The sequence below is a fragment of the Pseudomonas soli genome (genome assembly GCF_021283165.2).
Lineage (GTDB): Bacteria > Pseudomonadota > Gammaproteobacteria > Pseudomonadales > Pseudomonadaceae > Aquipseudomonas > Aquipseudomonas soli.
Genome location: NZ_CP128543.1, coordinates 5,601,227 through 5,615,472, shown reverse-complemented (window position 1 = coordinate 5,615,472; position 14,246 = coordinate 5,601,227). Strand labels below are relative to the sequence as shown.

Sequence of the window (14,246 nt, the reverse complement as noted above, 5' to 3'; positions counted from 1 at the left end):
GCAAGCCCTGCAGGGCATCACCATCCCGCCACAGCCGCAGATCATGGTCGACCTGCAGTTCGAGCAGTACATGCCCGACCCGGACCTGGAGACCATCGCCAAGCTGATCGCGCAGGACCCGGGTCTGTCCGGCGCCCTGCTCAAACTGGTCAACTCGGCGCAGTTCGGCCTGGCGAACAAGATCGGCTCGATCCAGCGCGCGGTAAACCTGCTGGGCAGCCGTTCGATCATCAACCTGATCAACGCGCAATCGATCAGGGGCGAGATGAGCGACGAGACTATCGTCACCCTCAACCCGTTCTGGGACACCGCCCAGGATGTGGCCATGACCTGCCTGACCCTGGCCAAGCGCACCGGCATCCAGGCCGTGGACGAGGCCTACACCCTTGGCCTGTTCCACGATTGCGGCGTGCCGCTGATGCACAAGCGCTTCCCCAACTACATGGAAGTGCTGGAGGAATCCTACGCCAAGACCAATGACGAGGTCCGCGTGGTGGACACCGAGAACCGCGTGTTCAACACCAACCATTCGGTGGTCGGCTACTTCACCGCCAAGTCCTGGTGTCTGCCCGAGCACATCAGCGCGGCCATCGCCAACCACCACAATGCCTTGGCGGTGTTCCGCGATGAATCCTCGCGCAATACCCAGACCCAGCTGAAGAACCTGCTGGCGGTACTGAAGATGTCCGAGCACATCTGCGCTTCGTACCGTGTGCTGGGCAACCAGAGCGTCGATCACGAGTGGAACATGGTGGGGCCGCTGGTGCTGGACTATATCGGCCTGACCGAATATGACTTCGAGCAGCTCAAGCAGAACATCCGCGAAATGGGCGGGCACTGAGCCATGCCGGAGCTGCCAGAGGTCGAGACCACGCGGCGCGGCATCGCGCCCCATCTGCAAGGCCAGCGGGTCAGCCGCGTGGTGGTGCGTGACCCGCGCCTGCGCTGGCCGATCCCGGAAGACCTGGATGTGCGCCTGTCGGGGCAGCGCATCGTCAGTGTCGAGCGCCGCGCCAAGTACCTGCTGATCAACGCCGAGGTCGGCACCCTGATCAGCCACCTGGGCATGTCGGGCAACCTGCGCCTGGTCGAGTTGGGCTTGCCGGCGGCCAGGCACGAACATGTGGATATCGAGCTCGAGTCGGGGCTGATGCTGCGCTACACCGACCCGCGCCGCTTCGGGGCGATGTTGTGGAGTCTCGACCCGCTCAACCATGAGCTGCTGATTCGCCTGGGGCCAGAGCCGCTGACCGACCTGTTCGACGGTGAGCGCCTGTTCCAGCTGTCCCGGGGACGGTCGATGGCAGTCAAGCCGTTCATCATGGATAACGCGGTGGTGGTTGGCGTGGGCAACATCTACGCCACCGAAGCCTTGTTCGCGGCCGGGATCGATCCGCGCCGCGAAGCTGGCGGGATTTCGCGGGCGCGCTATCTGAAGCTGGCGATCGAAATCAAACGAGTGTTGGCGGCGGCCATCGAACAGGGCGGGACCACCTTGCGTGACTTCATCGGTGGCGATGGCCAGCCGGGCTACTTCCAGCAGGAGTTGTTCGTGTATGGGCGTCGTGGGCAGCCATGCAAACTGTGTGGCACCGAGCTGCGCGAAGTGAAGCTGGGCCAGCGGGCGAGCGTGTTCTGCCCGAAATGCCAGCGCTGATGCCACAGGCCTGATCGCGGGGCAGGTGGAAATGGATCAGTCGACGATCGCGGCCTGGCCTACGCCCCTGGGGTCACTGGCCGCTTCCAAGGTCCCGGCAGCTTTGTTCCAGTACAGCACCTGCTGATTACCGTACTGACGCCCGACATCCTTCAACCGATACCCGCGCCCTTCAAGCTCGGCCTTCTGCCGGGCACTGAACGTCCCCGGTTCATGCTCCACCACGTCCGGCAGGTACTGGTGGTGATAGCGTGGTGACGCCGGCCACTCGGCCACCGGTCGGCCCTCGAGGAACCCCAGCACCGACAGCAGCACCATGCTGGGTATGCGGCTGCCGCCTGGCGTGCCGAAAGTGGCGAGCTGGCTGGGGCTTTCGATGAAGGTCGGGCTCATGCTCGACAAGGGGCGCTTGCCCGCCGCCACCGCATTGGCCTGGCTGCCGGCCAGGCCATAGCTGTTGCTGCCGCCAGGGTCGGCGGCGAAATCGTCCATCTCGTTGTTCAGCACCACCCCGGTCCCCGGCACGCTGAACGCCGCGCCAAACGGCAGGTTGACCGACAGCGTGGCGGATACGGCGTTGCCGTCGCCATCGATCACCGCGAAATGGGTGGTGTGGTCGCCTTCACGCCAGGCGGGTGAGGGCGGCAGCGCGCTGCTGGGGGTGGCCTGGTGCACATCGATGCTGTCGGCCAGCCCTGTCAGGTACTGGCGCGCCAGCAGGCGGTTGATCGGGTTGCTCACATAGTCCGGGTCGCCGAGCAGGCCGCGGTCGCGGTAGGCGCGGCGCAGCACTTCGATCACATAGTGGCTGCGCTGCACGGGCGCGGCGCTCTGCCAGGGCAGGCGCTGGAGCATGGCCAGGCTTTGTGCCAGGGCCACGCCGCCGGCCGAGGGCGGCGGGCTGCTGATCAATTCACGCTGGTCGGCCAGTGGATAACGCAGCGGTTCACGCCACGCCGTACGGTAGCCGGCGAGGTCGTCGAGGGTCCAGATACCGCCGGCCTGGCGCACGCCTTCGGCCAGGCGGCGGGCCAGCGGGCCACGGTAGAAGCCGTCGCGGCCCTGCTCGGCCATGGCTTGCAGGGTGGCGGCCAATTCGGGTTGGCGGATCACCGTGCCCAGGGCCGGTACATCATTGCCACTGAGGAACAGCCGCGCGCTTTCGGCATCGTCGCGCAGGGCGCTCAGGCGCATGGTGGCGCGATCTCGATAGATGCGGTCGACGGCGAAGCCCTGGTTGGCCAGGCGGATGGCCGGGGCCAGGCTGTCCTTGAGCGGCAGCTTGCCGTGGGTGCTGGCGAGGTCGGCCAGGGCCTGAGGCAGGCCGGGGATCGCGGCGGCCAGCGGCCCGTTGATCGACAGGCCGGGCTGCACCTTGCCGTCCTTGAGGTACATGTCCGCACGGGCCGCGGCCGGAGCGCGTTCCCGCGCATCGAGGAAGGTATACCGTGGCGTGGCGCCGCTCTCGCGCAGCAGGAAGAAGCCACCGCCACCCAGGCCCGAGCCATAGGGCTCGACCACGGCCAGCGTGGCGCTGATGGCCACGGCGGCGTCGAAGGCGTTGCCGTCTTGTTGCAGGATCTGTTGCGCCGCCGAGGTCGCCTCGCTGTGCGGGCTGGCGATAGCCGCACGCCCGGGGCCTTGCGCCTGGGCGGCGCAGGCCAGCAGGGCCAGGCAGGCGCCTAGGGCTGCGCGCTGTAACGCGGCGACGAACGGCATCAGGCCTTGCCGGTGATCCGGCGGTACTTGGCCATCAGCTCGTCTTCGGTTTCCGGGTGGGCTTCATCCAGGGGGATGCAGTCGACCGGGCAAACCTGCTGGCACTGTGGCTCGTCGTAGTGGCCCACGCACTGGGTGCACAGGTTCGGGTCGATCACGTAGATCTCTTCGCCTTGCGAGATAGCGGCGTTCGGGCACTCGGGTTCGCAGACGTCGCAGTTGATGCAATCGTCGGTGATGATCAGGGACATGGGGACTCCGGCCTGGGCATCGGGCCCGGGCATGTTTCAAAGCGATGGGCGCAATTGTGCCGGATTCGCGCCCGCAGTGCACGCGGGCGCGACATCGTGACCGCGAGGGTTACTTGCGGAAGCGCTCGGTCAGTGCGTCGGCCACGGCCGGGTGCACGAACTTGCTGATATCACCGCCCAACGCGGCGATTTCCCGGACCAGCGTCGAGGAAATGAACGAATAGCGCTCCGACGGCGTGAGGAACAGGCTCTCGACGTCTGGCGCGAGCTGGCGGTTCATGTTGGCCAGTTGGAACTCGTATTCGAAGTCGGACACGGCACGCAGGCCGCGCAGGAACACATTGGCGCCTTTTTCCTTGGCGAAATGCGCCAGCAGCGAGGAGAAGCCGATGACTTCGACATTGGGCAGGTGCTTGGTGACCTCGCGGGCCAGCTCGACCCGCTGTTCCAGGGGGAACAAGGGGTTTTTCTTCGGGCTGGCCGCCACGGCGATGATTACATGGTCGAACAGGCGCGAGGCGCGCTCGACCAGGTCGCCATGGCCTTTGGTAATGGGGTCGAAAGTACCCGGGTACAACACTCGGTTCATCGCGTCATCCTGGCTGGAGTGCGTTGGGGAGTCGGATGGTAGCGCAGCGATTGCGCCCGGCCAAGTCGCGTGGCCGGCTGATGGCACTATAGACAGCGCGGCCATTGGCTGTCATGTGCCGCGTGCCAGGCGGCCGACCAGCGCTTCGCTGAGCAGGGCGGCCAGGGCGTAGACCGACAGCTGCGGGTTGGCGCCGATGCTGGTGGGGAACAGCGAACCGTCGTGGATCGACAGGTTCTCCAGCTGGTGATGCCGGCCCAGGCTGTCGCACACTGCTTGGCGCGGGTCCTCGCCCAGGGCGCAGCCGCCCATGACGTGGGCGCTGCCCAAACGCATGCGCAGCAGCTCCAGGGTCAGGCCGTCGATCAGTGCCTGGGCTTGCGCCGGGGTGCTGACATAGCGCGCATCTCCATGCACCGGCATCACCTGGCGGGCACCGGCGGCGAACTGGATCTGCGCCATGCTGTGCCAGGCTCGGCGCAGGCCATCGCGCAGGTAGCCGGTGACGGGGTAGTCGAGCACCGGTGAGCCATCGCCGCGCAGCTCCACCTGGCCGCCGGGGCTGTCGGGATGAAAGCCGTCGCGCAGCAGCGCCAGCATCACATGGGTATGGGGCAGTTCAGCCATGCGCTGGGCGTTTTCCTGGCCATGGCCGCCGAGCAGGGTGCTGGCCAGGGCCGGGTGCAACGGTGGTACTTCGAGTTTGTAGCCTACCGCGCCGGCGACACCGTCCTGCCACTGGAACTGGTCGCTGTAGATCGATTGCGGCGCCCCGTAGTACGGGTCGATCTTCGCTTCGAACTGTGCGGCGCTGAAATTGACCAGGTGCAGGAAGGTGCGCTTGCCCAGGCGCTGGTGCGGGTCAGGCGCGTCTGAGCGCAGCAGCAGTGCCGGGCTGTTGATACCGCCGCCGGCGAGCACATAGTGGCGGGCGCGTACGCGAATATGGCGGCCTGTGGGCTGAATACCCCGGGCGTCCAGGGCCTGGCATTGCAAGTGGGCAATGCGCTGGCCGTCATGACTGAACCGCTCGGCACGGGCCAGGTAGAGCAGTTCACCGCCGTGCTCCAAGGTAGCCGGGATGCTGGTGACCAGCATCGACTGCTTGGCGTTGACCGGGCAGCCCATGCCGCAGTAACCCAGGTTCCAGCAGCCGCGCACGTTGCGCGGAATCACCGCCCAGCGGTGACCAAGCGCCTCGCAGCCGCGACGCAACACGTCGTTGTTGGCATTGGGCGGCATGGCCCAGGGGCTGATGCCCAGATGCTGCTCCATGCGCTCGAACCACGGCTTCAGGGTGTCGTTGTCCAGGCCCTTGACCCCATGCTCGCGAGCCCAATGTTCCAGGGTCTGTGGCGGTGTGCGAAAGCTCGATGTCCAGTTGACCAGGGTGGTGCCACCCACCGCCCGGCCCTGCAGAATGGTAATGGCGCCGTCTTTGCTCAGACGGCCCAGGCCCTCCTGGTAGAGGTCGGCGTAGGCTTTGTGCTCGAGCAGGTGGAAGTCGCTGCTGGTTTTCAGCGGTCCCTCCTCAATCAGCAGCACCTTCAAGCCGGCGGCGCTGAGCCGTTCGGCGGTGGTGGCGCCGCCCGCGCCGCTGCCGATGACGGCGACGTCGACGGCGAGGGTCAGGTCCTGTTCCAGGCGCGAGCCGTCGTGGGTGATCCAGCCTCGTTCGAGGCCTAGGCGGAATGGGTCGGGGACGGGCATTTGGCGGTGCTCTTGTCTGGTATTCAGATCTTTGGTGGGCCGGGGTAGCCGCACGCCGCCCAGGCTTCGGGGCGTTCGTACCAGGCCATCAGCAGCAGTTGCAGCAACGAGGCGTGGCCCTGGCGCAGCAGGTTCAACGAGCTGTCGCGCCAGCGTTCGAGGAAACGTTCAATTTCGGCGTCGGTGGCCTCTGCCCAGCTGCCCCAGACCCCGGTCAGCGGGCCGCGGGTGAGGGGCAGGGTGAGCAGGTCGAACAGTTGTCGGGTCAGCTTGAGCATGGCAGGCGACAGTGCCGCCAGCTTGTGGTCGAGGCTTTGCAGCACCTGCTCCGTGGAGGCCTGGGTGCCGGCCAGCACGACGGGGATCAGGGCCTGCAACAACGGCAGGTCGTCTTTGCGCAGCGCCTGGTAACCCGCCGACGGCGTCTGCTCGCTGCAGCCGACCAGGCTGGCCGCCCCCAGAAACAGGCTGGCGCCCAGGCCGAAGCGCAGCAGGTCGCGGCGCTGCATCAGCGGATAAACAGCTTGTAGACCAGGCGCTGCAAGGCCTTGCCATAGGGCGGATAGATCACCTTGGCGGCATTGATGCGTTGCTTGGCCAGCACGGCCTTGGCCTTGCTGAAGGTCAGGAAGCCTTCGTGGCCGTGGTAGTGACCCATGCCCGACGGGCCGATGCCGCCAAATGGCAGGTCATCCTGGGCCACATGCAGCAGGGTGTCGTTGAGGCAGACACCGCCGGAGTGGGTGTCGCGCAGCACCCGGGCCTGCTCGCCACGTTCATAGCCGAAGTAGTAGAGCGCCAGGGGGCGAGGTCGCTGGTTGATGTAGGCCAGGGCCTCGTCCAGGCGGTCGTAGGGCACCACGGGCAGCAATGGACCGAAAATTTCATCCTGCATCACCTGCATGCTGTCGTTTACGTCCAACAGCAGGTGTGGGGGCAGGCGGCGCCCCTGGCGCGGCTCGTCGGGATAGAGGTCGATCACTTGGGCACCCTGCTCACGGGCATCGTCCAGCAGCCGGTTCAGGCGGCCAAGCTGGCGCTCGTTGATGATCGCGCTGTAGTCGGGGTTGCCAGCGAGCCGCGGATAGAGGCGACGCACGGCATGCCGGTAGGCCTCGGCGAAGGCGTCCAGGCGCTCGCGGGGCACCAGCACGTAGTCGGGGGCGACGCAGGTCTGGCCGGCGTTGAGGGTCTTGCCGAAGGCGATGCGTTCGGCGGCGGTCTCCAGCGGCACGTCGGCCGAGACGATGGCCGGCGACTTGCCGCCCAGCTCCAGGGTCACCGGCGTCAGGTTCTCTGCGGCGGCCAGCATCACATGGCGACCGACGCTGGTGGCGCCAGTGAACAGCAGATGATCGAAGGGCAGGCGGGCAAAAGCCTGGCCGACTTCCACCTCGCCAAGCACCACGCTGACCAGATCAGTGGGGAACACGCGCTCGAGCAGGTTCTTGAGGGCCTGGCCACTGGCCGGGGTCGACTCGCTGAGCTTGAGCATCACCCGGTTGCCGGCGGCCAGGGCGCCGGTCAGCGGGCCGATGGCGAGAAACAGCGGGTAGTTCCACGGCACGATGATCCCCACAACGCCCAGTGGCTGGTATTGCACCCGGGCGCTGGCTGGTTGGAAGGCCAGGCCGACCTTGCGCCGCGATGGGCGCATCCAGCGGCCCAGCTGTTTCTCCGCATCGCGCAGGCCCATGACCGACGGCATCAGTTCGGCGAGCAGGGTTTCGTCACGGCTGCGGCCACTGAAGTCGGCATCGATGCTCGTGATCAAGGCCTCCTGGTCCGCCAGCAGCGCCTCGCGCAGGCTTTTCAACCACTGCCGGCGTTGCGTGGCCGGGGGCATCGGGTTGCCGGCGAACGCCTGTCGCTGGGCGTCGAACGTCGCTTGCAGGTCGAGGTCGGATTGCACAGGGGGAAGTACGGCAGGCGAGGTCATGGCGGCTCCAGGGCTGACGAGTGAGTAGAGCATATACTCTAATTGGTACCATGGTGCACCATTTTTCACTTGGCCGCCGATGCACCCGACGGGCTGGAGGCCGTAAGATGGGCCCGATCATTACACGCTGGAGACTGGAGCTGAGCATGGCCCCGCGCATGAAGACCCGAGAGCGCATCGTGCAGAGCAGCCTGGAGCTGTTCAACCAGCAGGGCGAGCGTTGCGTCAGCACCAATCACATTGCCGCGCACATGGAAATCTCGCCCGGCAACCTGTACTACCACTTCCCCAACAAGCAGGCGATCATCGCCGTGCTGTTCAATCAGTATGAAGAGCTGGTCGACAGTTTCCTGCGTCCGCCCCAAGGCCGCAGCGCCACCGTCGAAGACAAGCGCTTCTACCTCAAGGCGCTGCTGGCGGCGATGTGGAACTACCGTTTCCTGCATCGCGACCTCGAGCATCTGCTTGACAGCGATCCGGAGCTGGCGGCCCGCTACCGGCGTTTCTCGCAGCGCTGCCTGCAGCAGGGTCAGGCCATCTACCGCGGCTTTGTCGAGGCCGGCATCCTGAACATGGACGCCGCGCAGCTGGAGTCGCTGACCATCAATGCCTGGATCGTGCTGACTTCCTGGGTACGTTTTCTCAGCACCACCCGCGAGCATTCCGCGCACCTGGGTGAAGAAGCGTTCAAGCGCGGCGTCTATCAGGTGGTGGTGCTGGAGCTGGGGTATGTCACCCCGGCCGCGCGTGCCGCGGTGCAGGCGCTGTGCGCTGAGTTTCATGTCCCGTTCAACCAGGCCCTGGAGCAGTGATCCGGGGTTTCGAGCCATTCATCAGGAGATTGTCATGCCCCTCGCGCAATTGATCACCCCTCAACAGCTGGCCGAACGCCTGGATGCGCCCGGCCTGGTGATCCTCGACTGCCGCTTTGCCCTGGAAGATGTCGACTACGGTCAACGCAGTTATGCCGAGGGACATATTGCCGGGGCGCACTTCGCCGATCTCGAGCGCGACCTGAGCGGGCCGGTGCTCAAGGGCAGCACAGGCCGCCACCCGCTGCCCGACCCGCAGCGGCTGGTGGAGCGCCTGCGCGAGTGGGGCGTGGACAACGACAGCCAGGTGGTGCTCTACGACGACGGCCCCGGCGCCTTTGCCGCCAGGGCCTGGTGGCTGCTGGCCTGGCTTGGCAAGCGCGACGCGGTGTTCATTCTCGATGGCGGCCTCAAGGCCTGGCACGCGGCGCACCTGCCGTTGAGCCTGGACCCGCCGGTACGCCGCGAGGGCAACTTCAGCGGGGAGCCGGACATGAAGCTGCTGATCGATGCCGCCCACCTGTCCAAGCGCCTGGGCGACCCTGCTATGACCTTGATCGACGCTCGCGGCCTGCCGCGTTTCCGTGGCGAGGTCGAGCCGATCGACCCGGTGGCCGGGCATATCCCTGGCGCCCAGTGCGCGGCTTTCACCGACAACCTTGGCGAGGACGGGCGGTTCCTGCCGGCCGACAAGCTGAAACAGCGGTTTGCCGAAAAACTGGGGGCCCGGTCGCCGGAGCATCTGGTGGCTTATTGCGGCTCTGGCGTGACGGCGTGCCACAACCTGTTTGCCCTGGCGCTGGCGGGTTATCCGCTGGGGCGGCTGTATGCCGGGTCGTGGAGTGAGTGGATCAATGATCCACAGCGTGGCATAGCCACTGGCGAGTAATTCGTAACGTGGGAGCGATGGCCCGGGAGTGCTATCGCGGGGCAAGCCCGCTCCCACAACCCCCTCTTACACCTCTTGCTTGGAGGGGGGCTATCGGCCTTCCATCAGCCACTGCGGAATCCTTCGTTCCAGGTAATACCCCGGATTGCGCAGGCTGCCCTCGACAAAACCCACATGGCCACCCCGGCTGTGCAGTTCGAACTGCGTCTGCGCCGCCAGCTCACTGGCATCGGGCAGGCTATGGCCAAACACGAAGGGATCATCGTTGGCGTGGATGATTAGCGTCGGCGTGCGGTTCTCGCCCAGGTAATAGCGGCTGGAGGCGCGCCGGTAGTAGTCATGGGCATCGCTGAAGCCATTGAGGGGCGCGGTCACCTTGCCATCGAAGTCCCAGAACGTGCGCAGGTTGCGCAGCGAGCCCAGGCCTTCGAGGGTGGCCAGCCCTTCATGGTGGCCCTTGTCGCGGAAGTGCCGTTGCTTGTCCTGCACGTAGGCCAGCATCTCGCGCATGAAGTGCGCCTGGTAGACCTTCGAGAAACCCAGGCCGATACGGTCGGCGCACTGGTCCAGGCGAAACGGCACCGACACCGCTACCGCTGCCTCCAGTTGGCTGGCCGCGCCGCTTTCCCCCAGGTACTTGAGCAGCACATTGCCGCCCAGCGAGTAGCCCACGGCATACAGCGGCGCCAGCGGCCGCTGCGCCCGCAGGTGACGGATGGTTTCGGCCAGGTCTTCGCTGGCCCCTGAATGGTAGCTGCGCGCCAACAGGTTGGGTTCGCCTGAGCAGCCGCGCCAGTTCAGCGCGACACTGGCCCAGCCGCGTGTCTGCAAGGCCAGTTGCAGGCCTTTGACATACGGCGAATGGGATGAACCGGTCAGGCCGTGGAGTACCAGCACCAAGGGCACATCGGCCTGATGCGGGCCGTGCCAGTCGAGGTCGAGGAAGTCGCCGTCGGCCAGCCACAAGCGCTCGCGGGTGCGCTCAAGTGCGGGGAGTTTGCGCCATAGTGGCCCCCACAACGTCTGCAAGTGGGGGTTGGACAGGCCGGCGGCCGGGCGGAAGGTGGCGGTGAGGCTGATCATGCTGGGCGACTCGTGATGTGCCCGCTTAGAGTGCCATGAAACACCGCCGCCGCGCCTGTGCTATTGGTCGCCAGCCGCACGCTGCCACAGGGCGTAATGCACCTGGCCGGTCTTCTTCTCGCGGTGCAGGCGCCAGTTGCCCGGCATCGGCAGCGAAGAGGGCACGGCTTCGCTTTCGGTGTAGATCCACGCCTGCTCGCGCAGCCACTGGCCCTGTTCCAGCAGGTTGCAGGTATTGGCCAGCAGGTCCTGGTGGAACGGTGGGTCGAGGAACACCACATCGAATTGCTGCTTGGCCGGGCCTTGCAGGTAGCGCAGGGCGTCGGTCTGCAGGATCTGCCCGCGCGGGCAGCGCAACACTTCGAGGTTGTCCTTGAGGTTGCTGGTGGCCGCAGGGTTGCTGTCCAGCGCCACGGCATCCTTCGCGCCACGGGACAGCGCTTCGAGCACCAGGGCGCCGCTGCCGGTGAAGGCATCGAGCACCAGGGCGCCCTCGATGTAGGGCGCCAGCCAGTTGAACAGGGTTTCGCGCACGCGATCAGGGGTCGGGCGCAGGCCTTCGCCTTCCGGCACGGCCAGGCGACGGCTGCGCCATTCGCCGGCGATGATGCGCAACTGGCCGGGGCCCTTGCTGGCGCCCGGGGCCGGGCGCGCGGGAGTGTTGGGTCTTGCCATTAGTGCTCCGGTACGCCGAGCGGCTGCTCGGCGGGTTTGTCAGTAGGGGCCGGCAGCGGTTGCTGCGCCACCTTCGGGCCGACGGTGACGATCACCAGCTTGTCCGCCGCAAGATGCTTGTTCATGGCGGCCTTGACCTGCTCGACGCTCAGCGCCTGGGACTGCTGCATGAAGTCCTCCAGCCAGCTCAGCGGCAGGTTGTAGAAGCCGATCGCGCCCAGCTGCCCGACAATACTGGCGTTGCTGGCATTGGACAGCGGGAAGCTGCCGGCCAGCTCGCGCTTGGCATCGTCCAGTTCCTGCTGGGTGGGGCCGTTCTTCAGGTAGTCGGCCAGGATATCCTGGACCAGCTTGAGCGTGCCCTCGCTGAGTTCGGCGCGGGTCTGCAGGTTGATCATGAACGGGCCGCGCACCTGCATCGGGCTGAATACCGAGTACACGCCGTAGGTCAGGCCGCGCTTTTCACGCACTTCGCTCATCAGGCGGGTGCCGAAGGCACCGCCGCCGAGGATCTGGTTACCCAGCGACAGCGCCGGCCAGTCCGCATCGTTGCGGTCGATACCCAGCTCGGCCAGCATCAGGTGGGTCTGCTTGGACGGGAAGTCGATATGCGTGGTCCCCGGCTTGGGCTCGACAGGTTGCTCCGGCTTGGCCAGTGCCGCGCCCTTGGGCAGGCCGGCGGAGACCTGCGCGGCGATGGCCTCGGCTTCGCCGCGGCTGAGGTCGCCGACCAGGGCGATCACCGCGTTGCCGGCCGCGTAGGCCTTGCCGTGGAAAGTGCGCAGCTGCGCCAGGGTGATGCCCGGGATGGACTCGGCGGTACCGTCGCTGGGGCTGGCATAGGGGTGCTGGCCATAGAGGTTGGCGAACAACGTCTTGCCGGCGATCTTGCCGGGGTTCTGCTTCTCGTACTCGAAACCTGCCAGCAATTGGTTCTTGATGCGCTTGAGGGCGTCCTCGGGGAAGGTCGGCTGGCCCACCACCTCGGTGAACAGCTTCAGCGCCGGTTCGCGCTTGTCCGAGGCGCTGAGGCTGCGCAGCGAGGCCACGGCCATGTCGCGGTAGGAGCCATTGCCGAAGTCGGCACCCAGGCCTTCGAAGCCTTCGGCGATGGCGGTGACGTCCTTGCCGGCCACGCCCTCGTTGAGCATGGCGTTGGTCAGGGTGGCCAGGCCCGGGGTACCGCCGTCCTGGCTGCTGCCGGCGGCGAAGGTCACGCGCAGGTCGAACATCGGCAGCTCGCGGGCCTCGACGAACAGTACGCGGGCGCCTTCGGCGGTGGTCCAGTGCTGGATGTTCAGCTGGCGCCGGCTGGGGGCCTTGCCGTCCAGTTCGGCCAGCGATTGCAGGGTGTTGGCCGGGCGGGCCGCAGTGTCCGCCTTGCCTTGGCTGTCGGACTGGGCAGGGCGCGCCAGCAGCGCGGCGATGGCCACCACCAGCACGATGATCGCCAGGCCGAACAGGGTGTAGCGCGGTGCGCTGCGATCACTCATGAGCGGACTCCTCGGGCAGTACATGGGCAACGCTCAGGCGTTCGCGGGTGAAATAGGTGCGGGCGGCGGCCTGGATGTCCTCCGGGGTCACGCGCTTGAGGTCGTCGAGCTCGCTGTCTATCAGCTTCCAGGACAGGCCGACCGTTTCCAGTTGCCCGATGGTGGTGGCCTGGCTGCTGATCGAGTCGCGGTCGTAGACCAGGCCGGCGATCACCTGGGCGCGGACGCGCTCGAGCTCTTCGGCGGTGGGTGGCGTGGTCTTGAGCTCATCGAGCAACTGCCAGATGCCTTTCTCCACTTCGGCCAGGGTCTTTTGCTTCTGCACGTTGGGCGTGGCCGAGATCATGAACAGGCTGTCGCCGCGGGTGAAGGCGTTGTAGCTGGACGAGGCACCGGCAACCAGCTCCTGGCCGCGTTCCAGGCGCGCCGGCATGCGGGCGCTGTAGCCGCCGTCGAGCAGGGCCGAGATCAGCCGCAGGGCGTTGACGCTGCGTGGGTCCTTGGCGGTGGCCAGGGCCGGGACATTGAAGCCGTAGATCAGGCTGGGCAGTTGCGTGCGCAGGTGCAGGGTGAGCAGGCGCTGGCCTGGCTCGGCCAGTTCCAGCGGCAGTTTGCTCGGCGGCACGGCGCGTTTGGGGATGGAGCCGAAGTACTTCTGCGCCAAGGCCTTGACCTCGTCCGGCTTGACGTCGCCGACCACCACCAGGGTGGCGTTGTTCGGGGCGTACCAGGACTCGTACCAATGACGCAGCTCCTCGACTTTCATGCGCTCGAGGTCGGCCATCCAGCCGATGGTCGGCGTGTGGTAGCCGCTGGCCGGGTAGGCCATGGCGCGGAACAGCTCGAAGGCCTTGGCATTGGGCTGGTCGTCGGTGCGCAGGCGACGCTCTTCCTTGATCACCTCGATCTCGCGGCTGAACTCGTCGGCCGGCAGGCGCAGGCTGGCCAGGCGGTCGGCTTCGAGCTCCAGGGCCACCGGCAGGCGGTCGCGGGCCAGCACCTGGTAGTAGGCGGTGTAGTCGTCGCTGGTGAAGGCGTTCTCCTCGGCGCCGAGATCGCGCAGGATGCGCGAGGCCTCGCCGGGGCCGATCTTGGCGCTGCCCTTGAACATCATGTGTTCCAGGGCATGGGACAGGCCGGTCTGGCCCGGCGTCTCGTAGCTGGAGCCGACCTTGTACCAGATCTGCGAAACCACCACTGGCGCCCGGTGGTCCTCGCGCACGACAACTTTCAGGCCGTTGTCGAGGATGAATTCGTGGGTGGGTTGCACATCGGCGGCGAAAGCCGCCAGCGGCAGGCACAGTGTGCCGAGCAACAGGCCAGCGGCGCGGCGGGCTAGAGCATTCATACGGTGTTCAACCTGTTCGGCGGCCCGCTTGGGTTTAGCGTCGGCGGGCCAGGAGGTGCTAGGATACTGATCCGGTTGCCT

General features: G+C 66.6%; 14 protein-coding genes. 4 read left to right on the top strand and 10 right to left on the bottom strand.

Annotated elements, in window-relative coordinates:
• Window positions 1-22 precede the first annotated feature (22 nt).
• Together LU688_RS25845 and mutM are read left to right on the top strand one after the other, a co-directional pair.
• Entirely contained in the window at window positions 23-841 is an 819-nt protein-coding gene (locus tag LU688_RS25845; protein ID WP_232887959.1) for an HDOD domain-containing protein, read from the top strand.
• 3 nt (window positions 842-844) lie between these two features.
• Window positions 845-1,657 (top strand): bifunctional DNA-formamidopyrimidine glycosylase/DNA-(apurinic or apyrimidinic site) lyase, encoded by an 813-nt coding sequence (mutM, locus tag LU688_RS25840; RefSeq protein ID WP_094011010.1) that lies wholly within the window; start codon window positions 845-847, stop codon window positions 1,655-1,657.
• Window positions 1,658-1,693: 36 nt separating this feature from the next.
• On the opposite strand, the gene ggt is transcribed toward mutM, so the two are convergent.
• From ggt to LU688_RS25810, 6 genes are all read right to left on the bottom strand, one after another.
• A complete protein-coding gene (gene ggt / locus LU688_RS25835) occupies window positions 1,694-3,376 on the bottom strand; it encodes a gamma-glutamyltransferase (RefSeq protein WP_094011011.1) in 1,683 nt (560 codons plus the stop codon).
• On the bottom strand, window positions 3,376-3,627 hold the full coding sequence (locus LU688_RS25830) for a YfhL family 4Fe-4S dicluster ferredoxin (protein ID WP_011531711.1): 252 nt from the start codon (window positions 3,625-3,627) through the stop codon (window positions 3,376-3,378). Before LU688_RS25830 ends, ggt begins: the two co-directional genes overlap by 1 nt.
• A gap of 109 nt (window positions 3,628-3,736) precedes the next feature.
• A complete protein-coding gene (gene coaD / locus LU688_RS25825; protein WP_023631729.1) occupies window positions 3,737-4,216 on the bottom strand; it encodes a pantetheine-phosphate adenylyltransferase in 480 nt (159 codons plus the stop codon).
• Window positions 4,217-4,327: 111 nt separating this feature from the next.
• Entirely contained in the window at window positions 4,328-5,926 is a 1,599-nt protein-coding gene (locus LU688_RS25820; RefSeq protein ID WP_094011012.1) for a GMC family oxidoreductase, read from the bottom strand.
• 23 nt (window positions 5,927-5,949) lie between these two features.
• Window positions 5,950-6,435 (bottom strand): hypothetical protein, encoded by a 486-nt coding sequence (locus LU688_RS25815; RefSeq protein ID WP_023632095.1) that lies wholly within the window; start codon window positions 6,433-6,435, stop codon window positions 5,950-5,952.
• Entirely contained in the window at window positions 6,435-7,865 is a 1,431-nt protein-coding gene (locus tag LU688_RS25810) for a coniferyl aldehyde dehydrogenase (protein ID WP_094011013.1), read from the bottom strand. Before LU688_RS25810 ends, LU688_RS25815 begins: the two co-directional genes overlap by 1 nt.
• A gap of 146 nt (window positions 7,866-8,011) precedes the next feature.
• Here LU688_RS25810 and LU688_RS25805 point away from each other — a divergent pair, with 146 nt between their 5' ends.
• Together LU688_RS25805 and LU688_RS25800 are read left to right on the top strand one after the other, a co-directional pair.
• Window positions 8,012-8,677: a TetR/AcrR family transcriptional regulator gene (locus LU688_RS25805; RefSeq protein WP_031315521.1), complete on the top strand. Its 666-nt coding sequence runs from the start codon at window positions 8,012-8,014 to the stop codon at window positions 8,675-8,677.
• 34 nt (window positions 8,678-8,711) lie between these two features.
• Window positions 8,712-9,566 carry a sulfurtransferase gene (locus LU688_RS25800; protein ID WP_094011014.1) on the top strand — a complete coding sequence of 285 codons (855 nt, stop codon included), beginning with the start codon at window positions 8,712-8,714 and terminating at the stop codon, window positions 9,564-9,566.
• A gap of 90 nt (window positions 9,567-9,656) precedes the next feature.
• Here the strand turns inward: LU688_RS25800 and LU688_RS25795 are convergent, their stop codons facing one another.
• The 4 genes from LU688_RS25795 to LU688_RS25780 are packed head-to-tail and all read right to left on the bottom strand — an operon-like array spanning window position 9,657 to window position 14,165.
• Window positions 9,657-10,649 (bottom strand): hydrolase, encoded by a 993-nt coding sequence (locus tag LU688_RS25795; RefSeq protein WP_038706978.1) that lies wholly within the window; start codon window positions 10,647-10,649, stop codon window positions 9,657-9,659.
• Window positions 10,650-10,709: 60 nt separating this feature from the next.
• Window positions 10,710-11,324 carry a 16S rRNA (guanine(966)-N(2))-methyltransferase RsmD gene (gene rsmD / locus LU688_RS25790; RefSeq protein ID WP_038706977.1) on the bottom strand — a complete coding sequence of 205 codons (615 nt, stop codon included), beginning with the start codon at window positions 11,322-11,324 and terminating at the stop codon, window positions 10,710-10,712.
• Window positions 11,324-12,817 (bottom strand): M16 family metallopeptidase, encoded by a 1,494-nt coding sequence (locus LU688_RS25785; protein WP_038706976.1) that lies wholly within the window; start codon window positions 12,815-12,817, stop codon window positions 11,324-11,326. Before LU688_RS25785 ends, rsmD begins: the two co-directional genes overlap by 1 nt.
• Window positions 12,810-14,165 carry a M16 family metallopeptidase gene (locus tag LU688_RS25780; RefSeq protein WP_094011015.1) on the bottom strand — a complete coding sequence of 452 codons (1,356 nt, stop codon included), beginning with the start codon at window positions 14,163-14,165 and terminating at the stop codon, window positions 12,810-12,812. Before LU688_RS25780 ends, LU688_RS25785 begins: the two co-directional genes overlap by 8 nt.
• Between the last annotated feature and the right edge of the window lie 81 nt (window positions 14,166-14,246).

Excerpts from the sequence above, each read along its gene's own strand:
- LU688_RS25780 (WP_094011015.1), bottom strand. The coding sequence starts at position 14,165 with ATGAATGCTCTAGCCCGCCGCGCCGCTGGCCTGTTGCTCGGCACACTG.
- LU688_RS25810 (WP_094011013.1), bottom strand. The coding sequence starts at position 7,865 with ATGACCTCGCCTGCCGTACTTCCCCCTGTGCAATCCGACCTCGACCTG.
- LU688_RS25820 (WP_094011012.1), bottom strand. The coding sequence starts at position 5,926 with ATGCCCGTCCCCGACCCATTCCGCCTAGGCCTCGAACGAGGCTGGATC.
- coaD (WP_023631729.1), bottom strand. The coding sequence starts at position 4,216 with ATGAACCGAGTGTTGTACCCGGGTACTTTCGACCCCATTACCAAAGGC.
- LU688_RS25800 (WP_094011014.1), top strand. The coding sequence starts at position 8,712 with ATGCCCCTCGCGCAATTGATCACCCCTCAACAGCTGGCCGAACGCCTG.
- LU688_RS25795 (WP_038706978.1), bottom strand. The coding sequence starts at position 10,649 with ATGATCAGCCTCACCGCCACCTTCCGCCCGGCCGCCGGCCTGTCCAAC.
- LU688_RS25805 (WP_031315521.1), top strand. The coding sequence starts at position 8,012 with ATGGCCCCGCGCATGAAGACCCGAGAGCGCATCGTGCAGAGCAGCCTG.
- LU688_RS25815 (WP_023632095.1), bottom strand. The coding sequence starts at position 6,435 with ATGCAGCGCCGCGACCTGCTGCGCTTCGGCCTGGGCGCCAGCCTGTTT.
- mutM (WP_094011010.1), top strand. The coding sequence starts at position 845 with ATGCCGGAGCTGCCAGAGGTCGAGACCACGCGGCGCGGCATCGCGCCC.
- LU688_RS25830 (WP_011531711.1), bottom strand. The coding sequence starts at position 3,627 with ATGTCCCTGATCATCACCGACGATTGCATCAACTGCGACGTCTGCGAA.
- LU688_RS25785 (WP_038706976.1), bottom strand. The coding sequence starts at position 12,817 with ATGAGTGATCGCAGCGCACCGCGCTACACCCTGTTCGGCCTGGCGATC.
- ggt (WP_094011011.1), bottom strand. The coding sequence starts at position 3,376 with ATGCCGTTCGTCGCCGCGTTACAGCGCGCAGCCCTAGGCGCCTGCCTG.
- rsmD (WP_038706977.1), bottom strand. The coding sequence starts at position 11,324 with ATGGCAAGACCCAACACTCCCGCGCGCCCGGCCCCGGGCGCCAGCAAG.